An 18,762-nucleotide genomic window follows, 5' to 3' on the forward strand; every position below is an offset into this window, starting at 1 on the left:
TATTTATATAATATTCTATATTGACAATATCTTCGTTAAATCGTAAGTAGTTTGATCAAATTTTTTTTCAACTTCCAACGCCTTTTCTATATCCATATCAAAAATTTGATTTCCTTTAACCCCAAGCAATCTATTCGACTTTGATTCTTTTAACAATTCTACAGCTTTTGCACCCATTTGACTGCCTATTAATCTATCAAATGCAGATGGTGTACCTCCTCTTTGAGTATATCCTAAAACCGAATATCTGGTACCGACTCCAGTTTTTTCTTGTATTATTTCACTTATTTCTTTAGCATCTCCTGCACCCTCTGCTAATATTATAATGCTATGCCTTTTACCTCTAGCTCTACCTTGCATTATTTTATCGCATATTTCTTCAATATTATGCTCAACTTCTGGTATAATAACCATTTCGGCACCACCTGCAAGTCCAGCATACAGCGCAATATCTCCACAATTTCTACCCATAACTTGTATTACATTTGTCCTCCCATGGGATGATGATGTATCTCTAATTTTTTCAACTGATTCTAACACTGTTGTCAAAGCTGTAAAAAAACCTAATGTATATTGTGTGTATGGCAAATCATTATCAATTGTCCCAGGTATGCCTATTGTAGGTATGCCTGCATTGCATAGCTGCTGAGCACCTCTAAATGTTCCATCTCCCCCAATTACAACCATTCCGTCTATCCCAAGATATTTTATATTTTGGAGTGCTTTTTTAAACCCGTCTGATTCCTGAAATTCTTTACTCCTTGCACTTCCAAGTATTGTTCCACCTCTATGTATTATATCTGCTACTGAGGAAAGAGACATGTCAATAGTATCACTTTCTATTAAACCTTTATATCCATTTTTTATTCCTATAATATTAATACTGTTATATATTCCATATCTAACTACCGCTCGAATTGCAGCATTCATTCCTGGTGCATCTCCACCACTTGTAAGAACCCCAATATTTTTCAAAATAAACCTCCCTGCATTAATTTGCATTTTATATGATAAAATTTTTTGTGTTGATTATTTTTTGTATATATCGGTACGCATTATTTTATTACTATGTTATTTTCTCCAAAAAACAATTTCAAATTATCAATTAACTTTTCATCATTTGTATTTACCCAGCTTTTTTTTGGTAATATCATGTTTGCTTTTTCACTTTCATTGTAAACAATTACACAGTCATTACCCAAATATTTATGCAAACAAGAAAATAAATCTTTTTTTACTTTTTTATAATGTTCTTTATCTCTTACTTTAATATATAGCTTCTTTTGTTTTTTCTCATATTTATTATTTTTGTCATCTGTAAAAGCTATTTCATTTTTTTTAATTTCATAAATTCTATTGGACATAAGTTTTGGTGTATCTTCTTCAACAATACTTAATGTACCTTCTATTAATACTATACTATCTTCAAACAACAATTCTTTATATTTATCGTAAGTTTTAGGAAATACTATTACCTCCACTGTTCCAAATAAATCCTCTAATGTAATAAAAGCCATCATATTATTATTTTTTGTTATTTTATTTTGTTTTTTTATAATTATACCACCTAATATAACTCTACTTCCATCGCATAAATTTGTACCGCTTTCTCTAGTACTATCACTTAACTCAGCTATTTCACTACAATTTGTAGTTGTTGCTCTTTCTAGCTCTTTTTCATATTGCGAAAGAGGATGTCCGCTTAAATAAACCCCAACCATTTCTTTTTCCATAGCTAAAATAGTCTTATCATTATATTCAGCTAAATTTGGAAGATATTCATCTAAAACTTCTATATTTCCAGTGTTTTCTTCTAATGAAGTATCAAATAACGAAAATTGACCTTCTATATTTCTCTTTTTCTGGTTTACAACACTATCAATTATATTTTCATAAACTGCCATTAATTGCGACCTATGTACATTTAAAAAATCAAATGCTCCGCATTTTATCAACGATTCAATTTGACGTTTATTCAATACACTTGTGTCAACTTTTTGGCAAAAGTCTGTAAAACAAGAAAATTTTCCTTTGTTCTCCCTAGTTTTTATAATATCTTGTATAACATTTACTCCAACATTTTTTACTGCTGCAAGACCAAAACGAATTTTACCGTTTACTACTGTAAACTTATCTCTGCTCTCATTTACATCTGGTGGCAATATTTCTATACCAAGATTTTTGCATTCTCTTATATATAAGGATACTGAGCTCGAGTTTCCCATTATACTTGATATAAGTGCTGCCATAAATTCAACTGGATAATACAGTTTAAGCCATGCAGTTTCATATGCAAGTGCAGCATAAGCTACTGAATGTGCCTTTGGAAAAGCATATTTTGCAAAATCAATCATCAAATCATATATTTCATTTGCGATTTTTTCATCGACCCCATTTTTTATTGCCCCTGGGATTTCCGGCTCATTATTTTCAGATTTTTTTCCATAAATAAAAATTTGCCTTTCATCCTGCATTACCTTCATTTTTTTCTTACCCATAGCACGGCGAAGCAAATCCGATCGACCCATAGTAAATCCGCCAATATCTCTAACTATTTGCATGACTTGTTCTTGATATACCATACAGCCATATGTTACATTTAGTATATGTTCTAACTTTGGATGCAAATAGGTTACATTGTTTGGGTTAAGTCTATTTTTTATATAAACGGGTATTTGACCCATAGGTCCTGGCCTGTATAGTGCATTTGCTGCAACTATATTTTCAAATTCTGTTGGCTTTAGTTCTTTTAAAAACACTCTCATACCCGAACTTTCAAATTGAAATATACCAAGGGTATCTGCATGCGCAAAAAGTTTAAATACATCAGGATCATCATACATGCAGTTGCTAAAATCTACCTTTATATCGTGATTTTTTTCTATTAAATCTACAGCATCACGAATTACAGTTAATGTCCTAAGTCCTAAAAAGTCCATTTTTAAAAGTCCAAGTTCTTCTAGCTCTATCATATTAAATTGAGTTGTAATTATATCTTTATTCCTTGAAAGCGGAACGTATTCAGTTACTTTTTCTTTTGATATTAATACACCTGCTGCATGAGTAGATGAATGTCTTGGTAATCCTTCAACTTTTAAAGCTATATCTATGAGATTTTTGATTTCCTGGTCGTTGTCATACAATTCCTTAAATTCAGTATTTATCTCTAATGCCTTTGAAATAGTCATCCCCAAATCCATAGGAATTTTTTTTGCTACAAAATCAACCTGTCCATATGATAAATTAAGTGCTCTTCCAACATCCCTAATCGAACCCCTAGCAGCCATTGTTCCAAATGTAATAATTTGAGCAACTTTTTCGCTGCCATATTTTTCTTTTACATACTCTATTACTTCTTCACGTCTCTCATAACAAAAATCCACATCAATATCAGGCATGCTTACTCTCTCTGGATTTAAAAATCTCTCAAAAATAAGATTATATCTCAATGGGTCAATATTTGTAATTTTCATAGAATATGCAACTAAACTACCTGCTGCTGAACCTCTACCTGGACCTACCATTATTTTATTGTCTTTGGAATATTTTATAAAATCCCACACAATAAGAAAATAGTCAACATAACCCATCTGTTCTATTATTCCTATTTCATAATCAAGTCGTTTCTGAATTTCACCTGTAACATTTTTATATCTTTCCTCAAGTCCTGTTTGGCATATTTCACGAAAATATTCCGTTTTAGTGTATCCTAGAGGTACTTTAAATTCTGGTAGATGAACAGTACCAAAGTCAAGTTCAACGTTGCATCTTTCTGCTATTTTGACTGTATTTTCCAAAGCTTCTTCTGGAAACAACAAAGACATTTCTTCGTATGATTTTAAATAAAACTCATCAGATGGAAATTTCATTCTTTCTTCATTTACCGTTTTTTGCATTTGAATGCACATCAATACATCGTGAAATTTCGAATCTTCTTTGTTTATGTAGTGAATATCGTTAGTCGCAACGAGAGGTATACCTAGCTGTTGACTCATTTTTACTAGGCCTCTATTTATAATCTGCTGCTCTTTCATTCCATGATCTTGCATTTCAAGAAAAAAATTATTTTCTCCGAATATATTTTTATATATAAGCGCTGTTTCAACAGCCTTATCATAATTGTTATCAATTAAATATCTTTGTACTTCACCAGCAACACAAGCACTCAGTGCTATTATACCTTTGCTATGTTGTCTTAATAAGTCGTAATCAACTCTTGGTTTATAATAAAACCCATCTACAAAACCCGCTGAACATATTTTCAAAAGGTTTTTATATCCTTCGTAGTTTTCTGCTAATAGTACTAGATGGTATTGACTTTTATCTTTTTGCGGGTCCTTATCACTCATTTTTCTAGGTGCAACATAAGCTTCAAATCCCAAGATAGGTTTAATACCTTCTTTTTTAGCCTGTTTGAAAAATTCTACTATTCCATACATAGATCCATGATCTGTTATAGCAATTGAATCCATTTTCAACTCTTTTGCCTTTTTAACAAGTTCTGTTATTCGGCAAGCTCCATCAAGGAGACTAAATTCCGTATGTACATGTAGATGAGTAAATTTATTTTTTGACATAAGTGCATCTCTCCTTATGAAGTTATTTTACCATTTTTAATATAATAATTCAAAATATATTTCTATTATTATATCTATAAATTAATTGAATTAATTTAGTAATGAAAAATATATGTCAAAATAATTAAAACCAAAGAAATAAATCTTTGGTTTTAATTATAACTTTTAACAAACTTCTATATTAGCACCTATTTGGTTAATTACATTAACAAAGTTAGGGAATGAAATATTAACACAATCTATATCATTTACTCGAGTTTCACCTTCTGAAACTAATCCTGCCATCATTAGTGCCATAGCAACGCGATGGTCGTCATGACTTTCTACTTCAGTTCCTTTGAATCCTTTCCCACCATTTATTATAATATAATCCTCACCTACCTCAACTTCTACACCCATCTTAATTAGCTCTTCTTGCATAACAGATACTCTATCCGTTTCCTTTAATCTTACTACCTCTAGCCCAGTCATCTTCATTTGTCCAGAAGCATATGCTCCAATAACAGATAGGGCTGGTAGTGTATCTGGCATGTTTTTACAATCTACATGAACCCCTTTAAGTGGTTTCCCACCTTTTATTATCATTTTATGATTATTTATGTCCTTTGTTATATCTGCCCCCATGCTTATTAATACATCTACTATTCCTTTGTCTCCTTGAACATCATTAAAGTCAACTCCATCTATAGTTACTATGGAATTAGTCATCACAGCACCTATTAGGGGAAATGCAACTCCTGACCAGTCACTTGGAATTATACTATTGACTGGACTATATTTTTGTGGTCCATTTATTATATACTTCTTAAAATCATTACTGTGTTCAACTTTTACTCCATGTTTTGACATCCAATCTAATGTCATTTTTACATATGGAATTTCTAAAGGATATTCAACTGTTATTTCTGTAGTACCTTCTAACAAAGGTGCTGATAACAACACACCTGATACTTGTGGAGATATTTTTCCTTCTAATTTAATATTTCCAGCTTCCATCGGACCCGTTATTACTACAGGCGGTGCATCAATTTTTGGCCTTGATTTAAATGCTGTTGCACTAGTATTATTTATCGACTTTAATAAAGTATCTATTGGTCTTTTTCTAATTTGTGCATCTCCTGTAATTATGGTCGTTCCTTCAATTGTTGCCGCCATTGAACAAGCTATATAAGTTGTTGTCCCAGAGTTCCCACAATCAACTATATCATCTGGTAATTTTAATTTTCCATCTACACCCTCAATAACCCACTCGTTTTCATTTAATTCACAACTAGCTCCAAATGCTTTAGCAACATTTATTGCACTTTTACAATCTTCGCTTTTTAATGGGTTTTTAATAACAGATTTTCCTTTAGCCATTGTGGCTACCATAATTGCTCTAATAGTGTGGCTTTTCGAACCAGGAACCATTATAGTTCCTGATAAATTACTTCTTTTTATAATTCCCTGCATCTCAACTTCTCCTTTTAAACTTCAAATATTTTCTTCATATTTCATATATGGTTTTAACTTATTTATATTATATTATTATATTTTAATGATGTCTAGTATATAATTATTTATATATTATTAACCTACGGCTCATGTATATGCTGTTTTCATTTGAATACATTAATAAAAAAACCAAGGCAATATTATGCCTTAGCTTATAATATTAATTTGTATTGCTTAAATTTAACTATTTATTAATTTCTAAAGGTGTTTTAGACAACAACTTTTTAACCATTGGTATATTTGATAGAATTATAAGTATAGTTAAAGTTAATAATACAATAGTTATTGGTCTTCCAAACATAGATAAAAGCATATTATCTGTTGATGATGCAAGAGATACTGCCCTTCTAAAATTAGAATCCATCATGCCACCTAATACTATTGCAAGTACCATTGGTGCGGCTGGGTAATCAAAACGACGCATTAAAAACCCAATTAACCCGAACATGAACATTAGTATTACGTCAAACAAGCGGTTGTTGCATGCAAAAGAACCAATTACACATAAAACTACGACAATTGGTAGTAATATGTTTTTGGGAACAGATATTACCTTGCTAATTTTAGGTGCAACCAACAATCCTAGCACTAATAAAGCAAAACATGCAATAATACCACCAGCTATAATTGCGTTAAACATTTCAGGGCTTTCTTTAATAAACATTGGCCCTGGTTTTAACCCATGAACATAAAATACTGATAACAATATTGCTGTAACGGCATCTCCTGGCACAGCCAATGTTAGCATTGGAATTAAAGCTCCACCAATGCAAGCATTATTTGAAGATTCGCTTGCTACTATTCCCTCAACAGCTCCTTCTCCAAATGGAATCTTTGGGTTTTTAGTAATTCTTTTTGCCTCATTATATGAAATAAATGCAGCAACTGGACCACCTGCACCAGGAAGAGCACCAATAACAGTACCTATTGATGATGAATAAAGTGCTAGTTTCCAGTGTTTAAGAGATTCTTTAACACTAAGCTTCATTTTAGTTAATTGAAGTACTACTTGTTCTAAATTATTGTCATATATAACACTTAAAACCTCTGAAAAACCAAACAAACCTACTAAAGCTGGAACTATTGCAATACCTGCTTGGAGATCTGATACATTAAAAGTCATTCTAGGTGTACCCATAATTGGATCTAACCCAATCATACTAACGGTTAACCCCAATGCAGCACTCATTAATCCTTTTGTATAATTTTTAGAAGTTACTGATCCTACTGTTGCCAATCCAAATAAGGCTAATAAAAAGTAATCCATAGGTGTAAATTTTAGTGCAATATTTGAAACTGGTTTTGCCAATAACCACAATGCTATAAGTCCAAATAAACTTCCTATAAAGGAATATATCGTTGCATAAAATAAAGCTTTATGTGATTCTCCTCTGTGCGCGAGAGGATAACCATCTAATGTTGTTACTACTGACGAGGGAGCACCGGGTATATTTATTAATATAGCTGATACAGCTCCAGAGAAAACACCTACAACATATACTCCCATAATTGTTGCCAAAGCATCTGTAGTATTCCATGTATAAGTTATAGAAACTAATAATGCTGTCGCCATAGAAACTGAAAGTCCTGGAATAGATCCTACGAAAAGACCAGCAACGGAACCAACAAATACTAACATTATAAATCTTATATCTACAATTGATAAAATTTCCAACATTTTAGTCCCTCCTTATGGTAATAATACATGGAGCAATGTTCTGAATGCAATGCTCAAAAGTATTGTTGTTATTATTGGAATAAAAATAAGTAACACATTTTTACTAACTTTCAGATACTTTAACAAAACAAATAAGAAAATAATTGTTGATATTTCAAAAGTTGAAAAAGATATAGATAATGAGAGTATAGTCAATGTAATTATTGGCATATCCACAACTGCCAATGCAAAATAATAAACGGCTGAAATAAGCAGAATCACTGCTACGCCTTTTATATTTGGTTTTACTGAAAGATTATCTTTGTTGTTATCAATTGAATCTTTGTTTTTCTTTATTCCACTAACCAATAAACTTGTTGAAAGTAAACATATAAAAATTGCTACTAAAATAGGAAAAGCATATGGCGATTGAGACCAATCTTGATTAAATGACTGGGAATATGAAATCAAAGAATATATAATAAGGCTAACTCCAATAATCATGAAGAAAATTCCTTCGTAAATACTTTTATTGATTTTTTTTTGATTATTCATTTGAATATCACCCTTTTTCTAATAAATTTAATGCCCCTATTTTATTTAAATAGTTAGATAAAATAAAGGCATTTTATTTTTTGCTTATTTAAAAATAATATTAACTAGTCAAGTTTAGGAATGTTGAATTTTTCAGGGCTATTTTTAGCAACACCATTATCATACTGTAACCAGCAAATCATTGATTCCCAATTTTTGAAAAATTGTTTCATTGACTCTTCATCTGTATACTTTTCATAAAGCTTATCTGCAGAATTTGATTCTACAAACTCAACCCAGTCTGTTTCTTGAAATGCTTCAGAAGTAGCTTTTCTTAGTATTTCAACTACATCACTTGGTGTGCCTTCTTTTGCAAGTAATGAAAGAGGTGTAAGTGGTATGCTTAGATATTTTTCAGATTCTGGAACAATTTCAGTAAAAGCAGGTATATCAGGATATGATTTTAATCTTTCATTTGAAAATACTGCTAGAACCTTAACATCTCCACTTGATATATATCCTGTTGTAAAAGATAAATTAGGATTTGTAAATGCAACTTGATCTCCAAGGACACCTAACAAAGCGTTATTACCACTGTCATAAGCTGTCATTGCAACCTCATATCCTAATTCTTTTAATATAAGTCCTTGATTATGACCGCTTCCACCAGGGCCTGAATGAGACATTGTTATTTTGTTAGGATTAGCTTTAATATCATCTAATAATTCCTCTAATGTATTATATTTAGAATTTTTAGATACTACTACCAATTTTGGATCGTTAACAGCAAGTGCAACTGGTATGAAATTATTGTATGAAAGATCACTTGTTCCCATTGAACGGTAAGTTCCTATTGTTTCTGCTGAAAACAACAATGTATATCCATCAGCATCTGCATCATGTACAAACTTTGTACCTATTGAACCTGAAGCACCGCCTTGGTTTGTAACTGTAACAGAAACCCCAAGTTTCTTTTCAAGTTGTGCAGCTAACATTCTTCCATAAGTGTCAGTACCTCCACCAGCACCATAAGGAACTATCATTGTTATTGGCTTTGTTGGATAATCTATTTTCGCATCTTCTGAACCAGGATTGTTGCTTGCTTCATTGGGTTTAGATACACTACAACCAGCTACTGATAAACACATAACTACTACAAGTATTGCAGTAAGAATTTTCTTGAAATTAGTTTTTTTCATATTTTCCTCCAAATTTTAATTAATTTTCATATAAATATGTTTTAGTATATCATTGATTTTTTATATTGTCTAATATATAATTATTCATATAATCATGACATAAAAGTTATATATATGGAGGAGAAATTATGGAATTGTTGCAACTAAAATATTTTAAGAAAATAGCAGAGGCACAAAGCATGACAAGAGTAGCTGAAGAAATTCATATATCTCAATCTGCATTAAGTAAAACTATACGAACTCTAGAAACTGAATTAGGTGTCAAATTATTTGACAGGGAAGGAAAATATATAAAACTAAATGAAAATGGTAAGATTTTTTTAAAATATGTAAATAGAAATTTGCAATCACTAGAGGATGCAAAGAAGGAATTAAGTGATTATAACAGCAATAGAAATCAGGACATTATTATCTACGTTCAAGCTGCAATGTTTATGCTTCCTAAAATAATCACTGGGTTTAATCAAAAATACCCAAACATAAAATTTCATATAAGTCAGAAACAATTTAATAAAGGTGAAAACAACTATGATTTCATTATATATATACCATCAACAGAAGAAATTAACAACAAAAACAGTCTGACTTTATTAGAAGAAGAATTAAAGCTTGCAGTTTCTAAAAACCATCATTTATCTGAAAAAAATAGCATAAACTTAGATAGTTTATCTAATGAAAAGTTTATAGGTTTACCACCATATACTAAATTAAGAAAAACAACTGATCATTATTGTAATCAAGCAGGATTTACACCTAATGTTATACTTGAATGCTATGACTCCCCAACTATTTTAGAACTCGTAAAAAATGGTATGGGAATTGCATTTGTACCTAAATACAGTTGGGGAAATATTGAACATCAAGAACTTTCTTTAATCAATATTCACTCACCCAAATGCACACGATGCATAAATCTGTCTTGGAGGGAAAGTGAATATATTTCGGAATCTGCTAAATTATTTAAAAATTATATAGTAGAATTTTTCTCAAATTTAAAATAATCATACCTTTAACAAATATAACAAATTACAATATTAAGGCGTAAATAATAAATCCTACTACACCAGATGCCATTATGACATGAATTGGATTTGACTTGTATTTTTTCAAAACAAAAACACCTATGACTATAAGTATCAATGAAACTATATTTATATCGCTAAATTTCACATTTAATAATGTTGTTACCTCTGTTTTAAACAAGGCTAAGGCTAGAATCGAAATTCCTGCTGATGCTATTAGTGAAACTACTGCTGGTCTTAGCCCATTAAGGACACCTTGAATTGTAGATAAATTTTTATACTTATAATATAAATATGCAAGCATTAAAACAATAATACATGATGGTGTTATGCAGCCTATAGTAGCAACTATAGCTCCTAATAATCCACCTACTCTAGTTCCAACGAATGTTGCTGCATTTAGCGCTATAGGACCTGGTGTCATCTGTGATATTGTAATTAAGTCAGCAAACTCTGCTAAGCTTAACCATTTATGTACATCTATTACTTGATTTTCTATAAGGGGTAATGCTGCGTATCCTCCTCCAAAACTAAATAATCCAATTTGAAAAAAGCTAACAAAAATTTGCAAATAAGTCATATTACTTATGCTCCCCCTTAAATTTATATAATAAACCACTATAGATTATTGCTCCAAAGACTCCACATATTACAATAATTAATGCTGCGTTTATATTAAACACAACGGCAGCCAAAAATGATAATACCATTATAATTATTGATGTTAAATTTTTCTTTTTTAATATATCTCCTACCATTTTAATTATTACATTTATTATAACTGCAGCTACACCTGCTCGCATTCCTAACAATACTGCATTTACTGATGAATTATTTTTTATTGCATCATAAAATTTCGATACAACTGTTATAATTATTAACGGGGGCAATGCTGTTCCTAGTATTGATACAAAAGCTCCAAGAACTCCAGCTAACCTGTAACCTGTCATAATAGAAGTGTTTACCGCTATTGGACCTGGCGCTGACTGTGATATAGCAACTATATTAAGCATCTCTTCTTCTTCTATCCATTTTAGTTCCTCTACAAATTTCTGTCTCATCAAAGGAACTATTACGTAGCCTCCTCCTATAGTGAATGCACTCAGTGAAAATGTAGTAATAAATAATTTAAAATAAAACTTCAAATTTTTTTCCATGTTTGTTTCCTTTTTAATCTATTTAAATTTTTATATTTTTATATTTAACTTAGTGACTTTTAGATTTCGAAATCAAACAAAAATAACCGTCCCCAAAATCCAAAATCATTTACTGTTTAAGAATCCCTTTATCATTTCTAAATTATCCCTATTGATAGAATATTTCATCCAAACACCATCTTTTCTACTATTGACTAACCCGCTATCACATAGTGTCTTCATGTGATGCGAGAGTGTTGGTTGTGTTATTTCAAATTGCTCAAGGATATTGCAAGCACATAGTTCATCTTTAGAAAGCATATCGAATATCTTGATTCTGGTTTCATCAGATAGTGCCTTTAAAATTAAAGCGTACTTTCTATAATCTTTTTCCACTTTATCACCTCTATTTACTATATTAAGTTTAAAATAGATATTTATCTATATATACTTTATATTCTATATCTTATATAAATAAGTGTCAATTTATTTTTACTATTAAGTATATCCGCCCACATTTTATCTCATTTTAGTCATTTCATTTTCCCTACAGGCATATAATATTTCATATCATAAAATAGAGTAGAGCTATTAAAGAAATAGCCCTACTCTATTTTACTGAATTTTATTATAAAGACGATTGTAAAATTTTATCTTTTTGTGCATCACTGTGCTTTTTAATAAACCAAACATATATTACACTACATACTGCTGCACATATATATGATAACATGTAGCTATTAGGATCCATTCCAAGTCTACTTTCTAAGCCAAATCCAATTGGAGCATGGAATATAAAGCTCATAACTACAAAGAAATAGAATGTACCTGGTATTAATGAGATCAGGTAGTTCTTGCCATGAATGTATAAATATACCGAAATCATACCTAACGCAAATGTTGCTATAAATTGATTTGTAAAAGCAAAGTATCTCCATAAAATACCAAATCCAGATGGGCTTAATTTAGCGTAATAGAGTATTAGAATAGCTGGTATAAATATTGCTGCTGAAACAGCCACCCTTTTATTAGCAGAAGTTTGGTCTATATTGAATTGCTCCGCAACCATAAGTCTTAGTGACCTAAATGCTGTATCTCCAGATGTTATTGGAAGTACGATAACTCCTATTACTGCAATAAACCCTCCTATGGTCCCCAAGAACTCTCTTGAAATATTACCAATCATTAATGTAGCTCCTGTCGCAATATCTGTACCTCTACCAAACAATATCATCGCACCTGCTGCCCAGCACATTGCAATGAAGCCTTCAATAAGCATCATGTTAAAGAAAGTGGTTTTTCCTTCTTTTTCACTTGTTACTGCTCTTCCTATCAAAGTTGCTTGAGTTGCATGGAATCCAGACATTATTCCACAGGCAACTGTTATAAAGAATATTGGAACAAATGGAAGCTGTTTTGGATGTTGACTAAACATACCTGCTCCAAATGATAAATTTGTAAGATTTGCTCCGCCATCCTTCAATATTCCTACAAATATGCCAATGGCAGAACATATAAGTGCTGCACCAAATATAGGATATATTTTTCCAATAATTGCATCTAGCGGGAAAAGAGTTGCTATTAAATAATAAGCAAAAATTGCTGCATATACTATCCAAGTTGTAGGGTTACCGAATGCTGCATCCTGACCCATTAGTTGGGTTACAATTAAATCTCCAGGCGTATAAACAAAAACTGCGCCAACCAAAATCATCAATATCCCAACAAAGAAATTATAAACATTAAATGCTTTTCCGCCTAAGTATTTCTTTATCATCTTAGGCATTTGAGCTCCACCTTCTCTAAGAGAAATCATCCCGCTAAAGTAGTCGTGCATAGAACCAGCTAGAACACATCCGATAGGAATAGTAATAAAAGCTATAGGTCCAAATAAGATGCCTTGAATAGGTCCAATGATAGGACCAGTACCTGCAATATTTAATAATTCAATTAAACTGTTCTTCCATTTTTTCATTCCTACGAAGTCCACTCCATCAGCTTTAGAAACCGCTGGTGTAGGCCTATCGTCAGGACCAAAAACTTTTTCGCAATATTTTCCATAAAAATATCCGCCAATAATAAGTATTGCTAAACCAATAAGAAAAGTTACCATATAAAAATCCCCCTAATTTATAATATTAATAATACTAACAAAAACATAACGTCAATAACATTTTGTATTTTAGCACTAAAAATAGTTGTAGTCAATATCTTAAATTTTCCTTTATTGAAAAATATCACGAGTCATGGGTTTTTTTAGTTTAACATATACACTAATTTCTTTTTTATTTTCACAGGTTGCTAAGATAACATCTGATATATTTTTAATTCCCTGTGAATTAAGTTGTCTATAAAGCCACTTCTCGTCATTGCCTGTAAATTTTAAATTGTCTGTAAGAATTTCCCCATCAATTACTACATTAACTAAAGGTTTTTCTACTAGCGGGTTAATCTTTAAGTCTTTTGGATTTACTGGACGCTGCAGAGACAAAGGAAGAAAACTAATTTTGCCGTTTGGTTCCAATATAGCTGTTTGTAAATTGCTTATATTAAAATAACCACTATTCCTGCATAATGTTAAAAATTCACTTATATCAAGTCTTGCTTTTTTTAAATTTTTATCATTAATTTTACCATCTTGAAAGAGTATTAATGATTCACCGTATAAAAATCTTCTTAATATAATCGATCTAGTCATAGCAAATGAAATCAATATAGAAAGAAACGCATACACAACCATTGAAAGTAAGGGTTTCAAATAATCTGATTCAAGAGATGTTGCCATTTCAGCTGCAATTGAACCAATTGTTATTCCTATGACAAAATCAAACATGGTTAATTCACTTATGGATTTTTTTCCCATTATTTTTGTCAAAATAAACATAGTAACTGCAGATCCTATAGATGTGAAGAAAACATGTACCAATTCCATTAATTCCATAAAAGTCTCCTTTTATTATTTTAATTATCAACTTATCTTTGACATTTTTTTTAAAAAATATGCAATATAGTAAAACATATTTAATAATTTCCTATTATATAAAAACAGGATACCAATTTAAGATATCCTGTAATAGTGTTATTTTAAGCCCATCTTTTGTCTTTTATTCATAATGTGATTTTCTATATCCTGTGCCGCTTGCACAGGGTCATCACCTAAAGCTACCTTTCCTCCAGTCAAACCCTCTACATCTTGTGTAAGAAGTTTAACAAGATTTGGTGCTCCTGTTATAAATGGTGTTGGAGACAAATGTGTGTATGCTCCATATGCTACTGCAAACAATCCATCGATTGTAGCTTTTTGTTCCATCCACTCAGGAGCTGTTACAGCTATTGGTAAATCAGATATATCTGCATTGAGGTGATCAGCTAATGCAGTTACTAACATAGACATTCTGCCAGTATCCGTACATGTACCAAAACTTAATACTGGTGGTATACCTAAAGCTTTACATACTCCTTTTAATCCATCACCAGCAAATTCTATAGCATCCAAATTGCACATTCCAGCTACTTCAAGACCATGATTTCCACAACCACCAGCAACTACTAGTATATCCCTTTTAATTAATTCTTTTGTGATATTAACAGTATTCCAGTCTTGTGGACCATTTCTTAATGTTGAACAGTTTGCCAATGCTACAATACCTTTTATTTGTCCTTTTACTATAACATCAACCAAAACATTTAAATCATTTCCTATTGCCTTTAACACTGCTTCAGTAGAAAAACCTGCTATTGCTTTTGTCTTGAATTTAGGAACCTTAGGACTTATCTTTTTATGTCTCTTTTTAAAGTTTTCTATTGCAATTTTTATGCATTCATCTGCCATCTGATCAGCCTTTGCTGGATAGTACGGCATTTCATGCTCAGCTCCTGGTACACCAATTATAGTGCTAACACTTACGAGTGCTACTTGATATTTTTCTGCATACTGGTCAATTGCTGGTGGTGAGCAGTTTTCTTCCATCACTAGTGCATCAACTGTACCTGTTGCAAGAAATGGTTCAATTGATAACCAGTTTCCCATTAATCCAACAAAAACATCATCTACTTCAAATCTCTGAAGCAATTCTTGACCGGTCTCTATTGATCCAACTATATGAATACCTTTTGCACCAGCATGTTTAGCCATTTCTTGATACTCTTGTTTTTTAGCTTTTTGTAAGGTTGCCACTCCTACCCATGGTTGGTGTCCATTAAAAGCAATATTTACATAATCTGGATCCATAATTCCCATATCTACGTCTACTTCATGTGGCATTGGCGTACCAAATAATATATCTTGAGTCATTTCTAGACCAATTTGAGCAGTATATATAGTTGACAATCCTAAACGAAGGGCTTTTTTTGCTAAAGAAACATAATCTCCGTCAACATTTGTTAAACAACTTGCAATACACAGTTCTACTTCATGTTGTACTCCCGAAGGATAAATATGTAAGTCTCTCCATATTGGTTTTCTTTTTTTAGGAGCAAATGCTTCTACCATTATACTTTGTTGATCAGGATTTACTTTCATTTCCCTATCAAGTAGTTCAGCTAATTGAACTGCTAGTTTGTTAATATCTTGATTTGTATCTATCCCAGTTTGTTTACACATCCACTTCAATTTATCTACATCTGTAATCTTAAATGAAGTTTTACCTTCTCCGGTAGCTTTTAATGTTCTAAAGGCCTCATATGCATGATGTGCATATGTTGCAGCTCCCATAATATTTCTCATAAGTAAATTTCTCATAGCCATTGCATCAGGCCCAATTCCACATACACCTTTATCTGCGCCAGCTTTTTCACTAATTCTACAAGGCCCCAAAGTACATAATTGACAGCTTACCCCTTGTAAACAAAAAGTACATCGTATCTTCTCTTGTGCATCCCATCTAGAAAATACACTTGTAAGTCCATCGTTTTTTATCCTTATAAGCATTTCTTCTACAGAATCATGATAGCTAACACGATCCTTTGGTTTTTCTAAAACAGCCATTACTTTCCTCCTGAATAATTAATTTATATTAAGTGTTCTACTTGGTTAGTATGCCAAATTTTAGAATTAAAATACAAATTTTTAAGAGCAACTGCTAAATAATAAGCACATTTATTTTTTTTGCATATTATGATATTGGACAATAATGTTTAACACTAATATAGGAGGTTATAATATGTATAGTGATTTCGAAGAAAATCTAAAATATATAGATTGCGATCAAACACAAATGTGGTCTTGTAATAAATATTATCATGATAAGTGCTGTTTCGATGGTTGTAATTATTGTCATAAACAGTCCTGCACTTATCCAAGTCAATGTTGTATATGTTGCCCTACTGGTGATACTGGTCCTATGGGTCCTACTGGTCCTACTGGTGACACAGGTCCAACCGGTCCTACTGGTGATACAGGTCCAATCGGTCCTACTGGTCCTACTGGTCCTATTGGTCCTACTGGTCCTATTGGTCCTACTGGTCCTATTGGTCCTACTGGTCCTGCTGGTCCTGCTGGTCCTGCTGGTGACACTGGTCCTATTGGTCCTATTGGTCCTATTGGTCCTACTGGTCCTGCTGGTGACACTGGGCCTATTGGTCCTACTGGTCCTGCTGGTGACACTGGGCCTATCGGTCCTACTGGTACTGCTGGTGACACAGGCCCTACCGGTCCTGCTGGATTATCTGAATATGCTTATATTTACAATCTGTCTGCACAAGATGTCGCATTAGAAGCTGACATACTGTTTAGTAATAATGGAATTATTGTTGGTACTATTACACATGTGGCAGGAACATCCACAATACAACTTGGAAGTGCTGGCGATTATGCGGTTTGGTTTTATGCAGTAGGTGTTCAACCGAATCAATTTACTCTATTTCAAAATGGCAATCCCGTTGCTGGAGGAATATATGGTTCAGGTGCAGGTACTCAAGCAAATCCTGGTATGGTAATCATCACAGCTGCCGCAGCCGATGTCTTAACTGTGCGAAATCATACAAGTGCTTCTGCAGTTACACTTCAAACTTTAGCAGGAGGCACTATGATAAATACCAATGCTTCAATATTAATTCAAAAAATAAGTATTTAGAATCATCGACTTAGATTGAAAATTATTATTCTTTAATCTTGATTTTGCACAATAAAAAAAGTCCTCAATTGTTATTTAGCCGGGCAAAATTGTTGCCCGGCTATTTGAAGAAGACTCCTTATTTTATCATATTTATATAAACATGAGAATGACCGGAATAGTCACTATAGAAAGGATGCTCGTAAGAAATACAACCTTAGATGCTAATTCTTTATTTCCATTATATTGTTCAGCTATTATAGCAGTAACAGAAGGTGCTGGCATAGCTAAGACAATTGCCATTACTTTTGGTACTAAACTCATACTTCCAAAAGGTATAAATCTCATTGCAATAATTGCTAATAGTGGTGCAATTAGTAGTCTTACAGCACAAAGGAAATAAAGTTTGTAATCATTAAACATATCTCTTACTCTGCTGCTAGATATTGACAATCCAACCAAAAACATTGACAGAGGTGTTGTTACATTTCCCATATAGCTTAACGAACTTTGAATAGGTTGTGGTAAACTAGCCTGTGTCAAATAAAATATAATTCCCAAGAAAATTGCAATATTATTATTATTCAAAAAAAGTTTTTTAATATTTATCCCTTTGCTACTTTCATGACCCATAGCTATTAATTTAATACCCACTGAAAATATCAATACGTTAAAAACTGTATTTGAAATTGAAGCTAGAAAAAGTCCTTCTTTTCCCAAAATTGCATACGCAATAGGAAACCCCATGAATCCATTATTCGAAAATGTACTTACAAAAACCCAAACTCCTCTATCTTTTTCAGGTATTTTCATTGCTTTAGTATAAAATAATGAAATTAAAATACAACTTGAATGAATTATAAAAGTTAATACAGCTATTTTTAGACTATCCATTAAAATCCCTTCACTATAAGTTCCTGAAATAGATAAAAAAATAGTTGCTGGCAAAGCAACTTTCATTAAAATATCAGACAGGTATCCTGTTGCATCTTTGCTTACCGCTCCTGACTTTCCAGCAATAAAGCCTACTAATATTAATAGAAAAAGCGTTAAAATATTGTTTAATATAATTGTAATATCCATTATATGC

The 18,762-nt window shown here is 32.0% G+C and carries 15 protein-coding genes; 2 read left to right on the plus strand and 13 right to left on the minus strand.

The features are described 5' to 3' along the window. Positions 1-15: 15 nt before the first annotated feature. From pfkA to J2Z76_RS01240, 6 genes are all read right to left on the minus strand, one after another. Complete coding sequence (gene pfkA / locus J2Z76_RS01215; RefSeq protein WP_209510159.1) at positions 16-975, minus strand: 6-phosphofructokinase; 960 nt, start codon at positions 973-975, stop codon at positions 16-18. An 80-nt stretch (positions 976-1,055) separates the two neighbouring features. Continuing rightward, complete coding sequence (locus tag J2Z76_RS01220; protein ID WP_209510160.1) at positions 1,056-4,577, minus strand: DNA polymerase III subunit alpha; 3,522 nt, start codon at positions 4,575-4,577, stop codon at positions 1,056-1,058. 165 nt (positions 4,578-4,742) lie between these two features. Next, entirely contained in the window at positions 4,743-6,029 is a 1,287-nt protein-coding gene (gene aroA, locus J2Z76_RS01225) for a 3-phosphoshikimate 1-carboxyvinyltransferase (protein WP_209510161.1), read from the minus strand. Between the two features lie 226 nt (positions 6,030-6,255). Continuing rightward, complete coding sequence (locus J2Z76_RS01230) at positions 6,256-7,749, minus strand: tripartite tricarboxylate transporter permease (protein WP_209510162.1); 1,494 nt, start codon at positions 7,747-7,749, stop codon at positions 6,256-6,258. Positions 7,750-7,761: 12 nt separating this feature from the next. Further along, positions 7,762-8,283: a tripartite tricarboxylate transporter TctB family protein gene (locus J2Z76_RS01235; protein ID WP_209510163.1), complete on the minus strand. Its 522-nt coding sequence runs from the start codon at positions 8,281-8,283 to the stop codon at positions 7,762-7,764. A gap of 104 nt (positions 8,284-8,387) precedes the next feature. After that, on the minus strand, positions 8,388-9,461 hold the full coding sequence (locus J2Z76_RS01240) for a Bug family tripartite tricarboxylate transporter substrate binding protein (RefSeq protein WP_209510164.1): 1,074 nt from the start codon (positions 9,459-9,461) through the stop codon (positions 8,388-8,390). A 128-nt stretch (positions 9,462-9,589) separates the two neighbouring features. Between J2Z76_RS01240 and J2Z76_RS01245 the strand changes: the two genes are divergently transcribed. Then, positions 9,590-10,462 carry a LysR family transcriptional regulator gene (locus J2Z76_RS01245; RefSeq protein WP_209510165.1) on the plus strand — a complete coding sequence of 291 codons (873 nt, stop codon included), beginning with the start codon at positions 9,590-9,592 and terminating at the stop codon, positions 10,460-10,462. A 25-nt stretch (positions 10,463-10,487) separates the two neighbouring features. Here J2Z76_RS01245 and J2Z76_RS01250 read toward each other — a convergent pair whose 3' ends face one another. The 6 genes from J2Z76_RS01250 to cooS all read right to left on the minus strand — a co-directional run bounded on the left by J2Z76_RS01250 (position 10,488) and on the right by cooS (position 16,606). Then, positions 10,488-11,063 (minus strand): chromate transporter, encoded by a 576-nt coding sequence (locus tag J2Z76_RS01250; RefSeq protein ID WP_209510166.1) that lies wholly within the window; start codon positions 11,061-11,063, stop codon positions 10,488-10,490. A 1-nt stretch (position 11,064) separates the two neighbouring features. Beyond that, positions 11,065-11,640 (minus strand): chromate transporter, encoded by a 576-nt coding sequence (locus tag J2Z76_RS01255; protein ID WP_209510167.1) that lies wholly within the window; start codon positions 11,638-11,640, stop codon positions 11,065-11,067. Between the two features lie 105 nt (positions 11,641-11,745). Further along, complete coding sequence (locus tag J2Z76_RS01260; RefSeq protein ID WP_209510168.1) at positions 11,746-12,015, minus strand: ArsR/SmtB family transcription factor; 270 nt, start codon at positions 12,013-12,015, stop codon at positions 11,746-11,748. 232 nt (positions 12,016-12,247) lie between these two features. After that, positions 12,248-13,732 (minus strand): carbon starvation CstA family protein, encoded by a 1,485-nt coding sequence (locus J2Z76_RS01265; RefSeq protein ID WP_209510169.1) that lies wholly within the window; start codon positions 13,730-13,732, stop codon positions 12,248-12,250. 111 nt (positions 13,733-13,843) lie between these two features. Next, the gene (locus J2Z76_RS01270) at positions 13,844-14,560 is read right to left on the minus strand and encodes a YetF domain-containing protein (protein WP_245210259.1); all 717 of its coding nucleotides are present in this window, start codon (positions 14,558-14,560) and stop codon (positions 13,844-13,846) included. Between the two features lie 138 nt (positions 14,561-14,698). Next, positions 14,699-16,606 (minus strand): anaerobic carbon-monoxide dehydrogenase catalytic subunit, encoded by a 1,908-nt coding sequence (gene cooS, locus J2Z76_RS01275; RefSeq protein ID WP_209510170.1) that lies wholly within the window; start codon positions 16,604-16,606, stop codon positions 14,699-14,701. A 175-nt stretch (positions 16,607-16,781) separates the two neighbouring features. Between cooS and J2Z76_RS01280 the strand changes: the two genes are divergently transcribed. After that, entirely contained in the window at positions 16,782-17,693 is a 912-nt protein-coding gene (locus J2Z76_RS01280; protein WP_245210260.1) for a collagen-like domain-containing protein, read from the plus strand. A 132-nt stretch (positions 17,694-17,825) separates the two neighbouring features. On the opposite strand, the gene J2Z76_RS01285 is transcribed toward J2Z76_RS01280, so the two are convergent. Beyond that, on the minus strand, positions 17,826-18,755 hold the full coding sequence (locus J2Z76_RS01285) for an AEC family transporter (protein ID WP_209510171.1): 930 nt from the start codon (positions 18,753-18,755) through the stop codon (positions 17,826-17,828). Positions 18,756-18,762 lie beyond the last annotated feature (7 nt).

Origin of the sequence: Sedimentibacter acidaminivorans, assembly GCF_017873955.1 — a bacterium.
GTDB lineage: Bacteria > Bacillota > Clostridia > Tissierellales > Sedimentibacteraceae > Sedimentibacter > Sedimentibacter acidaminivorans.

Coding starts and splice junctions, on each gene's coding strand:
- J2Z76_RS01240 (WP_209510164.1), bottom strand. CDS start 9,461: ATGAAAAAAACTAATTTCAAGAAAATTCTTACTGCAATACTTGTAGTA.
- J2Z76_RS01245 (WP_209510165.1), top strand. CDS start 9,590: ATGGAATTGTTGCAACTAAAATATTTTAAGAAAATAGCAGAGGCACAA.
- J2Z76_RS01255 (WP_209510167.1), bottom strand. CDS start 11,640: ATGGAAAAAAATTTGAAGTTTTATTTTAAATTATTTATTACTACATTT.
- J2Z76_RS01280 (WP_245210260.1), top strand. CDS start 16,782: ATGTATAGTGATTTCGAAGAAAATCTAAAATATATAGATTGCGATCAA.
- J2Z76_RS01270 (WP_245210259.1), bottom strand. CDS start 14,560: ATGGAATTAATGGAATTGGTACATGTTTTCTTCACATCTATAGGATCT.
- J2Z76_RS01285 (WP_209510171.1), bottom strand. CDS start 18,755: ATGGATATTACAATTATATTAAACAATATTTTAACGCTTTTTCTATTA.
- J2Z76_RS01265 (WP_209510169.1), bottom strand. CDS start 13,732: ATGGTAACTTTTCTTATTGGTTTAGCAATACTTATTATTGGCGGATAT.
- aroA (WP_209510161.1), bottom strand. CDS start 6,029: ATGCAGGGAATTATAAAAAGAAGTAATTTATCAGGAACTATAATGGTT.
- J2Z76_RS01235 (WP_209510163.1), bottom strand. CDS start 8,283: ATGAATAATCAAAAAAAAATCAATAAAAGTATTTACGAAGGAATTTTC.
- J2Z76_RS01250 (WP_209510166.1), bottom strand. CDS start 11,063: ATGACTTATTTGCAAATTTTTGTTAGCTTTTTTCAAATTGGATTATTT.
- J2Z76_RS01230 (WP_209510162.1), bottom strand. CDS start 7,749: ATGTTGGAAATTTTATCAATTGTAGATATAAGATTTATAATGTTAGTA.
- cooS (WP_209510170.1), bottom strand. CDS start 16,606: ATGGCTGTTTTAGAAAAACCAAAGGATCGTGTTAGCTATCATGATTCT.
- J2Z76_RS01220 (WP_209510160.1), bottom strand. CDS start 4,577: ATGTCAAAAAATAAATTTACTCATCTACATGTACATACGGAATTTAGT.